This is a genomic window from Rhizorhapis sp. SPR117, from assembly GCF_021742065.1.
The window spans coordinates 1-8,975 of the sequence record NZ_JAKKIE010000093.1 but is presented as its reverse complement, the minus strand read 5'-3'; the positions used below and the strand labels follow the sequence as shown (position 1 = coordinate 8,975).

Sequence of the window (8,975 nt, the reverse complement as noted above, 5' to 3'; positions counted from 1 at the left end):
ACCTCGCCCTGGACGATCTGCTGGATATAGCCGCCGCCGGTGAACGCCTGGCTCATCCGCGTGGCGTCGATGTTGAGTTGGACGGTAGGTTGCCGGCCGGCGAGGATATCGCGCTGAAACTCGGGCGGCAAGTCCAGCGCGAAGGTATAGCGGCCGGCATCCATGGCCGGATCGACCTCACCCAAAGGGATCAAGGCCGGTGGCGTGAAGTGCGGCGGATAGAAGGCGCCGGTGATCCGGTTCGACAGCGGGGACTGATCCTCGTCGACGATCGCGATCGGCGCCTTGTTCAGCGTTTCTGGCATGGCGGAGGCCGCCACGTAGATGCCGAGCGAGAAGGCGTAGACGATCAGCACCAGCATCATCGGATCGCGCCACAGGCTGCGAAGCTCCTTGATCCCGAGGCGCAGGATATTTGCCGCGTGCCGCATCTCAGCCCTCCTGCTTCTTGAGGAGCGCGACGGACAGCGCGAGCAGCGCCGGCACTGCCACGGCCAGCGCAAGGAGCAGCTGGCCCAGATCGCCGAAGCCCAGCCCCTTCGAGAAGACGCCTCGGCAGATCGTCACGAAATGAGTGGTGGGGAAGATGCGCCCGACGAACGCGCCGGCGCCCTCCAGCGACGAGACCGGGTTGATCAGCCCGGAGAACTGGACGGCCGGCAGGATGGTGCCGATCGCGGTGGCGAACAATGCGGCGATCTGGCTGCGCATGAAGATCGAGAAGAGCAGTCCGATCGCCGTCGCCGACAAAGTGTAGAACAGCGCCCCGACCGTCATCGCCAGCACATTGCCGGTGATCGGCACGCGGAAGACGAGCAGCGCCAGCAGCACCAGCAGCACATAGTTCAACATGGCGAGCGCGACATAGGGCAGCTGCTTGCCGAGCAGGAACTCGATCCGCGTGATCGGCGTGACATAGAAGTTGATGATCGAGCCCAGCTCCTTCTCGCGCACGACGCTGAGCGCCGTCAGCATCGCCGGGAACAGCAGCAGCAGGACGGGAATGACCGCCGGCGCGATCGCCACCAGGCTCTTGACGTCGGGATTGTAGCGATAGCGCGTCTCAATGGTGATGAGGCCCGCCGATGGCCGGACGCCGAGTTCCTGCACCGCCATGTCGCCCAGCCATTGCGCGTGCATCGCCTGGATATAACCCTGCACGGTCTCCGCCCGCATCGGCATGGCGCCGTCGATCCACACGCCGATCTGGACCGGATCGCCGCGGCGCAGGTCGCGCGCGAAACCCGGCGGAATCTCGATCGCGACGCTGAGCTCGCCGTCGCGCATGCGCCGGTCGAGCTGCGCATAATCGGTGATCGGCGGGCGTTCGATAAAGTAGCGCGACCCGGCGAGGTTCAGCGTATAATTCTGGCTGGTGGTGGTCCCGTCGCGATCGAGCATCGCGAACGGCAGGTTCTCGACGTCAAGACTGATGCCATAGCCCATGATGAACATCAGGATGACGCTGCCCAGAAGGGCGAGCGTCGCGCGGATCGGATCGCGGCGCAGTTCCAGCGCCTCGCGCCGGGAATAGCTCATCATCCGGCGACGGCTGAAGACGCGGGAAAAGCGGCCTGGCGCATCCTGCCCGCCATCGGCTCCGGCGGGCGGCGCGGCAGGAGCGGCGCTCGTCTTCGTCCGATCGTCTTTCCCGGTATCGCCGGCAGCGTCCTCCAGATAGGCGATGAACGCATCCTCGAGGTTTTTGCTGCCGCGCTTCTCGACGATCGCCGCCGGCGTATCGCTGACGAGCACCTTGCCGGCATGCATCAGCGAGATGCGGTCGCAACGTTCGGCCTCGTTCATGAAATGGGTGGATATGAAGATCGTCACCTTGTCGTTGCGGGACAGGTCGATCATCATCTGCCAGAACTGGTCGCGCGCGATCGGATCGACGCCCGAGGTCGGCTCGTCGAGGATCAGCATCTCGGGCTTGTGGATCATCGCCACCGCGAGGCTGAGGCGCTGGCGTTGGCCGAGCGGCAGCGCGTCGGGTAGCGCGTCCATGATGTCGGTCAGGCCGAAGCGTCCGGCCATCTCCTCGACCCGGGCGGGAATTTGGTCGGCGGGCACATGGAAGAGCTGTGCGTGCAGCTCGAGGTTCTGCCGGACGGTAAGTTCGGAATAGAGCGAGAAGGCCTGGGACATGTAGCCGACGCGCCGGCGCGTCGCCATGTCGTCATTCCCGACCTCGCTCCCGAACAGCCAGGCCTGGCCCTCACTCGCCTTGAGCAGGCCGGTCAGCATCTTCATCGTCGTCGACTTGCCGCACCCATTGGAGCCCAGGAAGCCGAAAATCTCGCCGCGCTCGATGCGGAAATCGACATGGTCGACCGCCGTGAAATCGCCGAAGCGCATGGTCAGCCCCTTGGCCTCGATGGCGATCTCGGCATCGCTCCCGTCGCTGCGTGGAGGGATGGTCACGGGCTTGTGCCCGCGACGCCGTTCCTCGGGCAGCAGGGCGATGAACGCCTGTTCCAGCCCGTCGGTGCCGGTGCGTTGATAGAAGTCCGCCGGGGTGCCGGTGGCGAGGATCTGCCCCGCATCCATTGCCACCAGCCAGTCGAACCGTGCCGCCTCCTCCATATAGGCGGTGGCGACCAGTACGCTCATGCCCGACCGGTCGGTGCGGATGCGGTCGATCAGGTCCCAGAACTGCGCGCGCGACAGCGGATCGACGCCCGTGGTCGGCTCGTCGAGCAGCAGGAAATCGGGGTCGTGGATGAGGGCACAGCACAGTCCCAGCTTTTGTTTCATGCCGCCCGAAAGCTTGCCTGCCGGACGCTTGCGGAAAGGCGCGAGGCCGGTGCTTTCGGTAAGCCGGGCGATACGCTGCTCGCGCTCCTGCGCATCCTGGCCGAACAGGCGCGCGAAAAACTCCAGATTCTCGTCGATGGACAAGGTCGGATAGAGGTTCTTGCCCAGGCCCTGCGGCATATAGGCGATGCGCGGGCAGACCGCTTCGCGATGCGCGCGGCCGGCCATATCGCCACCGAGAACCTCGACGGCGCCCTCCTGGATCACGCGCGCGCCGGCGATCAGCGAGAACAGGGTGGACTTGCCGACGCCGTCGGGGCCGATCAGCGCGACCATGCGTCCGGCCGGAATTTCCAGGTCAATGCCGTCAAGCGCCCGCGTCTTGCCATAGTCCAGGCTGACGCCCGAAAGGCGGACCGCCAGTCGAGGCGATGCGCCCCCCAAAATTCCAGGCTCGGTCATCGTGACACGTTGACGGTCAACTTCGCCGGCCATTCGGTTCCGCGGTCGGTCCGAACATAGGCCATGCCGGGAAGCCCGGTCTTGACCTGGGTGATGTGGCGTTCGAGCAGGGCCGGATCGATGCGGGCTTTGACGCGGAACATCAGCTTCTGCCGCTCACTTTCCGTCTCCACGGTCTTGGGGGTGAACTGGGCGACATCGGCGACGAACGACACCTTGGCGGGGATCACCAAGTCGGGCACGGCATCGAGCACGATCCGCACGTCGCTGCCCAAAGCCACGCGTCCCGCCACCGTCTCGGGCAGGAAGAAGGTCATATAGACGTCGCCCAGGTTGACGAGGTTGAGCACCCGCCCGCCGCCGGCGACGACCTCGCCTGGCTGGGCCACGCGATACTGCACCCTCCCGCCCACCGGCGCGCGCAAGTCGCTGTCGCGGATATCGGCTTCGATCCGCTCGATCGTCGCGCGGACGGCGTCGACGTTCGCGCGCGCCCCGATAACCTGGCTGCGCGCGGTGCCAATCGCCGCGTCAACGGCCGCCAGCTGCGCGCGCGCCGCCTCGACCGCCGCGGTTACGCCCTCGACCTGCGCCTGATCGTCGTCGCGCTCCTGCACGGCGGTCGCGCCCTCGCGCGCCAGCGTCTCCGAGCGGGCGAGCCGTTTGCGGGCGGCGTTGAGCTCCGCCTCACGCTGCCGGACGGCGGCAAGCGCGGCCGCGCGCTCGCTCTGGCGTTGCGACACCTGGCTTTCGGCGATCTGGATGGCATTGATGGCCTGGGCCAGCTGGGCCTGTGCCTCTGAGCGCTGTGCGTTCAGGACATCAACGTCCATATGCGCCACGACCTGGCCCGCTTTTACGAAGTCACCCTCGTCAGCGACGATCTCACGGATACGTCCGGGGGTCTTGGCCGAGACGTCGATCTCGATCGCCTCGATCCGTCCGTTGCCCCCGATGATGCCATCCGGAAGATCGGAGGGCTTGAGCAGCAGCCACAGGATGAAAGCCGCCGCAACAATCGCCGCGGCAATGCCGCCCCTGATGAACCACAATTTCCGGGGCGTCGTCATTCTGCTGGATTCCTGCTTTCATCTGCGTTGATGTCGAAGGGCCGGCTCTGGACAAAGCCTCCGCCCAGGGCGGCATAAAGGGCGACGGCGCTCGCAAGCTCGGCGCGCCGGAGTTGGACGAGCGTCTGCTCGGTATCGAACAGGTCGCGCTGGGCGTCGAGCACCTCGAGATAGGCCGAGCGCCCGTTGTCGAAGCGCAACTGGGCGAGCCGCGCACGTTCGCGCAGCGCCGCGAGCATGGTGCGCATCGTCTCGATCTGGAGTCCCAGTTGCCGGCGCCGGACGAGCGCGTCCGAGACGTCGCGAAACGCCGCCTGCACCGTCCGCTCGTAGTCCGCGACAGCGATCACTTGGCGAGCCCTGGCGACGTCGAGGTTACCCTTGAGGCGTCCGGCGTTGAACAAGGGCAGGCTCACAGTCGGCGTGAAGTTCCAGGAAAGGCTTCCATCCTTGAACAAGCCATCCAGATCGCCGCTCGCAGTCCCGAAGGCGCCGGTCAGGCTGATGTTCGGAAAGAAGGCTGCGCGCGCGGCGCCAATATTAGCGTCGGCGGCGCGCAAGGCATATTCCGCCGCCACGATGTCGGGGCGATTGGCGAGAAGCTCCGACGGCAGGCCCGGCGGAAGCATGACCTCCGGCGCGGCCTCGGCAAGGCCGAGCGGCCCGGGCGATATGTCGACCGGACGCCCGACCAGCAGCGCCAGGGCGTTACGGTTGACTTCGCGATCCTGATCGAGCGCCTGCAGCGCCGTCTGCGCCTGCGCCAGCAGGGTCTGCGCCTGGGTCATCTCGAGCTTGGAGCCCGATCCCACCTCGTAACGCCGCCGCATGATCCGCAGCGATTCCTCGCGGGTCGCGATCGTCCGGCCCGCCAATGCGGCGCGTTCCTCATATTCGCGCTCGAGCAGATAGCCGTTGGCGACCTGGGCGATGAGATCGGTCGCGACCGCGCGCCGCGCTTCCTCCGTCGCCAGATATTGCGCGCGCGCCGCCGCGTTGAGGTTGCGCAGCCGGCCCCAGAAGTCGATCTCCCAGCCGGCGCTGAGCTGCGCATAGATCTGGTTGCCGGTGACCGCCCTGCCCGTCACCGAAAGATCGGCGGGCGTGCGTCCCCGCGTTCCGGCCGCCACGGCATCGAGCTGCGGGTAGAGCACCGATCCCTGGATCCGCCACGCCGCCCGCGCCTCCGCGACGCGCCCCGACGCGATCCGGATATCGCGATTATTCTCGAGCGCCGCAGCGATCAGCGCACGAAGCTGCTCCTCGCGGAAGAAATCATACCAGCCGATCCGGGCGATGGACGGCGAGCCGGAGGCTGATGCGGCATAGGTTTGCGGAACGGGCGGCGGCGGACGGACATGCGCCGGTGCGAACGAACAGCCGGCCAGCAGCATGGACGCAGCGAGACAGGCTACGCTTGTAGCTGGCCGACGGTATCTGGCCCGCATGATCTCCGGAACGGCCATATCGTTGCGCAAAGTCCCTGGTTCGGTCTTCAAATAGACGGCTCCCGCCCGGGGGCCGGGCGGGAGCCGTTGTTCGCCGTGAGTTGCGACCCTCAGTCTGTCGCGGAAGCTTTTGCAGGTGCGGGCGCCGGTGCCGCACGCTCCTTCGCCTTCTCCGGCTCGGCCGCCGGCGTCTTGAGTAGGGGCTGGAACCACGTCTGGATGGTATCGGTGAGTTCCTGCTGGTTGGTCGCCTGCGAGAGCAGGTCTTTCCAGCTGTCCTGCCATTCGTCGACGGCCGCCTTGATCTTGCCCACCGAGGCCTCCCGGCTCTTTTCGACCTCGCCAAACAGGCTCGTGACCGCTTCGGACTTGAAGCTGGGAACGGTTCCCGGCTTCAGCTCTTTCAGCTGATCGGCGAAGAGGGTCGCCGCCTTGCTGCCGATCTGCGCATAGTCCTCGCCGCCGGTCCGGGCGATCTCGGCGAATTTGAGGACAAGCTCGCCATTGGCCTTGGCAAGCGCGGTAATCTGATCGAGGGGATAGCTCATGGGTCAGGTCCTTTCGGGATGGAGGTCAGGGAAGAGCAGTTTCCTTTGCGATGCTGCGCTGCGATATGAGGGATTGTCCTTACACATGACGCCAGGGCATGGAGGCTCAGCCATTGGCGATATATTGCCCTCCATTGATGGTGAGCACTGAGCCGGTGCAGAAAGCCGCCTTCGGCGAGGCGAGATAGGAGACGGCCTGGGCAACCTCGTCCGGATCGCCGAGACGGCCGACTGGGATACCGGCGATGATCCCGGCGCGCACCTCCTCCTTGACGGCCGCGACCATATCCGTGTCGACATAGCCGGGACAGACGGCGTTCACGGTGATGCCGCGCGCGGCATTTTCCTGGGCCAGTGCCTTGGTAAAGCCGATCACGCCCGCTTTGGCCGCGGAATAGTTGACCTGCCCGACCTGGCCCTTCTGCCCATTGATCGACGAGATGTTGATGATCCGGCCGAAGCGCCGCTCGCGCATGCCCTCGATGATTGCGCGGGTCATGGTGAACATCGAGTCGAGGTTGGTCGCCAGCACGGACCGCCAATTGTCCCAGCTCATCTTGTGGAAGACCCCGTCGCGGGTGATGCCCGCATTGTTGACGAGGATGGACACCGGCCCAAGCCGTTCTTCGACCTGGGCCACGCCGTCCCGGCAGGCCGCCTCGTCCGCAACGTCCCATTTGAACACCGGTATGCCGGTGTCCTGCTTGAACCCGGCGGCGGCGGGGTCATTGCCATGATAGACGGCCGCCACCTCATGGCCTTGCGCCTTGAGCGATCGGGCGATGGCCGCGCCGATCCCGCGCGTGCCACCGGTTACGAGTGCGATATCCGTCATGATCGTCCGGTTCCGTTTCTGCTCAACGCCGCGACGTTTCCCCCACAGCTCCTCCCCGGACAATGCGTATGTATACTTAGCGGTTTTGTTATCGCCTCCTGGCGATGCCGGATCAAGTCAAAACTCATGCAAGACCTGGATGATCGGGTTAGAGACGGTTTTATGACACGAGCAACATCAACCGGAAGCGCCAGGCACCTGCCGCCGCGTGACCCCAAAGGTGGCCGGCCGCCGCAGGAAATCGCGGCCCTACTGGGCGCCCATATCCTCGATGTGGCGCTCGATCAGTTCGTCGCCCATGGCGTGGAAGGCGCCAGCATGGAGGGGATTGCCAGCGCCGCCAATGTGTCCAAGCGCGCGCTCTATTCCCGGTTCGGGTCCAAAACGGCGCTGCTTGTCGCTGCCGTCGAACACGGGACGGCGCATTATCTCAGGCCAATCGCCGCGAATATTCCGGCCGGCTCGACGCAGGACAAACTTCTCCATGTTAGCAGGAAAATGCTCGATGCATCGCTCAAGCGCGAAGCCATAGGTTTGGAGTCACTTGTCAGCTGGATTGCCGACCATGGATCGGAAGTCAGCCAGGTCACACCTTCGATGGGCGCAAAGGCGGGGATAGCATTGATCCAGTCCATCCTCGAACGAGCCTGCGATGGCGACGAGAAATGCGCAACTGATTTGCCGTTCCTGGCGGCCTTCCTCTTCGATGCGTTCGTCACCTGCCCGCGGACCCGCATTCTCCTACGGCACGAACTGGAAAACACATCCAGTGCCAAGTCCGGTTATCTTGAGCGCACCATGAATCTCATCGCGCGAGGAATCCCCTTCCTGGACGAAGACTGCTCCGGTTAACGCCATGTTCGATCCTGTTGGATACGGACTCCGACCGCAAGTCTTGCGTCATGCCGTCGCCCCGATGCATGAACACGAGCAGGCCGCCGTCGAGGCTGGCCCGGTGCTGAGCGGCGGCAACGGAGCGGCTATGATCGACCAAAGGAAAGGTCACTGCTCATAGTCCTCGCCAAGGTAGAGTCTGCGCACATCGGGATTGTGAAGCACCGCGTCGGGCACGCCCTCGAACAGCACCCTTCCCTCATGGATGACATAGGCCCGATCGACCAGTTCGAGCATCTCGTGGACATTATGGTCGGTTATGAGGACGCCGACCCGATGCTGCTTGAGGTCGCGCACCATCAGCTTGATATCGACGATCGACAGGGGGTCGATGCCGGTAAAGGGCTCGTCCAGCAACATGATCGTCGGCTTTGCAGCCATCGCACGAGCAATCTCGGTGCGGCGGCGTTCTCCGCCTGACAAAGCCGGAGCCGGCGTATCGCGGACATGGGCAATACTGAACTCGGCGAGCAGTTCATCAAGGCGCGCCCCGATCACTGCGGGATCGTCCGTGCGGCACTCGAGCACCGCGGTGATGTTTTCCGCCACCGTCATTCCCCGAAAGACCGATGGCTCCTGCGGAAGATAGCCCAGACCCCGCGCCGCGCGCCTGTCCATCGGAAGCGCCGTGACATCCGCTCCGCCAAGCAGGATCGTGCCGGCATCGACGCTCGTCAAGCCGACGATCGCGTAGAAGCAGATCGTCTTTCCGGCGCCGTTGGGACCGAGCAGCCCCACGATCTCGCCCGGTTTGACGTTGAGCGAAACGCCGTGGAGAACCTTTCGGGCGCCGAATGATTTTTCGATCCCGACAATCGAGAGTCCTTGGGCCATACCGTCGGAGCTCTGCAATTCGCCTGGTCGACCGGTCACCGGACCGCCACCCGTATGAACAGACGTGCCGCTATCCACGGCTCTCCGGTTCCCCTGCGAGAGTGGGTTTTCCAGAAAGCTCGCGATG

General features: G+C 65.0%; 7 protein-coding genes and 1 pseudogene. 1 reads left to right on the top strand and 7 read right to left on the bottom strand.

The features are described from left to right. The 6 genes and pseudogenes from L3X40_RS19870 to phbB all read right to left on the bottom strand — a co-directional run. Positions 1-431, bottom strand: a pseudogene (locus L3X40_RS19870) (hypothetical protein); the annotation flags it as partial. 1 nt (position 432) lies between these two features. Further along, the gene (rbbA, locus tag L3X40_RS19865) at positions 433-3,219 is read right to left on the bottom strand and encodes a ribosome-associated ATPase/putative transporter RbbA (protein WP_237367133.1); all 2,787 of its coding nucleotides are present in this window, start codon (positions 3,217-3,219) and stop codon (positions 433-435) included. Continuing rightward, positions 3,216-4,289 carry an HlyD family secretion protein gene (locus tag L3X40_RS19860; RefSeq protein ID WP_237367131.1) on the bottom strand — a complete coding sequence of 358 codons (1,074 nt, stop codon included), beginning with the start codon at positions 4,287-4,289 and terminating at the stop codon, positions 3,216-3,218. The genes rbbA and L3X40_RS19860 overlap by 4 nt, the downstream gene beginning before the upstream one ends. Continuing rightward, positions 4,286-5,683, bottom strand: coding sequence for an efflux transporter outer membrane subunit (locus L3X40_RS19855; RefSeq protein WP_237367130.1), 1,398 nt, complete (start codon positions 5,681-5,683; stop codon positions 4,286-4,288). Before L3X40_RS19855 ends, L3X40_RS19860 begins: the two co-directional genes overlap by 4 nt. A gap of 164 nt (positions 5,684-5,847) precedes the next feature. Then, the gene (locus tag L3X40_RS19850) at positions 5,848-6,285 is read right to left on the bottom strand and encodes a hypothetical protein (RefSeq protein ID WP_237367129.1); all 438 of its coding nucleotides are present in this window, start codon (positions 6,283-6,285) and stop codon (positions 5,848-5,850) included. A 106-nt stretch (positions 6,286-6,391) separates the two neighbouring features. Beyond that, positions 6,392-7,120 (bottom strand): acetoacetyl-CoA reductase, encoded by a 729-nt coding sequence (phbB, locus tag L3X40_RS19845; protein WP_237367128.1) that lies wholly within the window; start codon positions 7,118-7,120, stop codon positions 6,392-6,394. A gap of 162 nt (positions 7,121-7,282) precedes the next feature. Here phbB and L3X40_RS19840 point away from each other — a divergent pair, with 162 nt between their 5' ends. Continuing rightward, positions 7,283-7,972 carry a TetR/AcrR family transcriptional regulator gene (locus L3X40_RS19840; protein WP_237367127.1) on the top strand — a complete coding sequence of 230 codons (690 nt, stop codon included), beginning with the start codon at positions 7,283-7,285 and terminating at the stop codon, positions 7,970-7,972. A gap of 150 nt (positions 7,973-8,122) precedes the next feature. Here L3X40_RS19840 and lptB read toward each other — a convergent pair whose 3' ends face one another. Further along, on the bottom strand, positions 8,123-8,848 hold the full coding sequence (gene lptB / locus L3X40_RS19835) for an LPS export ABC transporter ATP-binding protein (protein ID WP_237367132.1): 726 nt from the start codon (positions 8,846-8,848) through the stop codon (positions 8,123-8,125). Positions 8,849-8,975 lie beyond the last annotated feature (127 nt).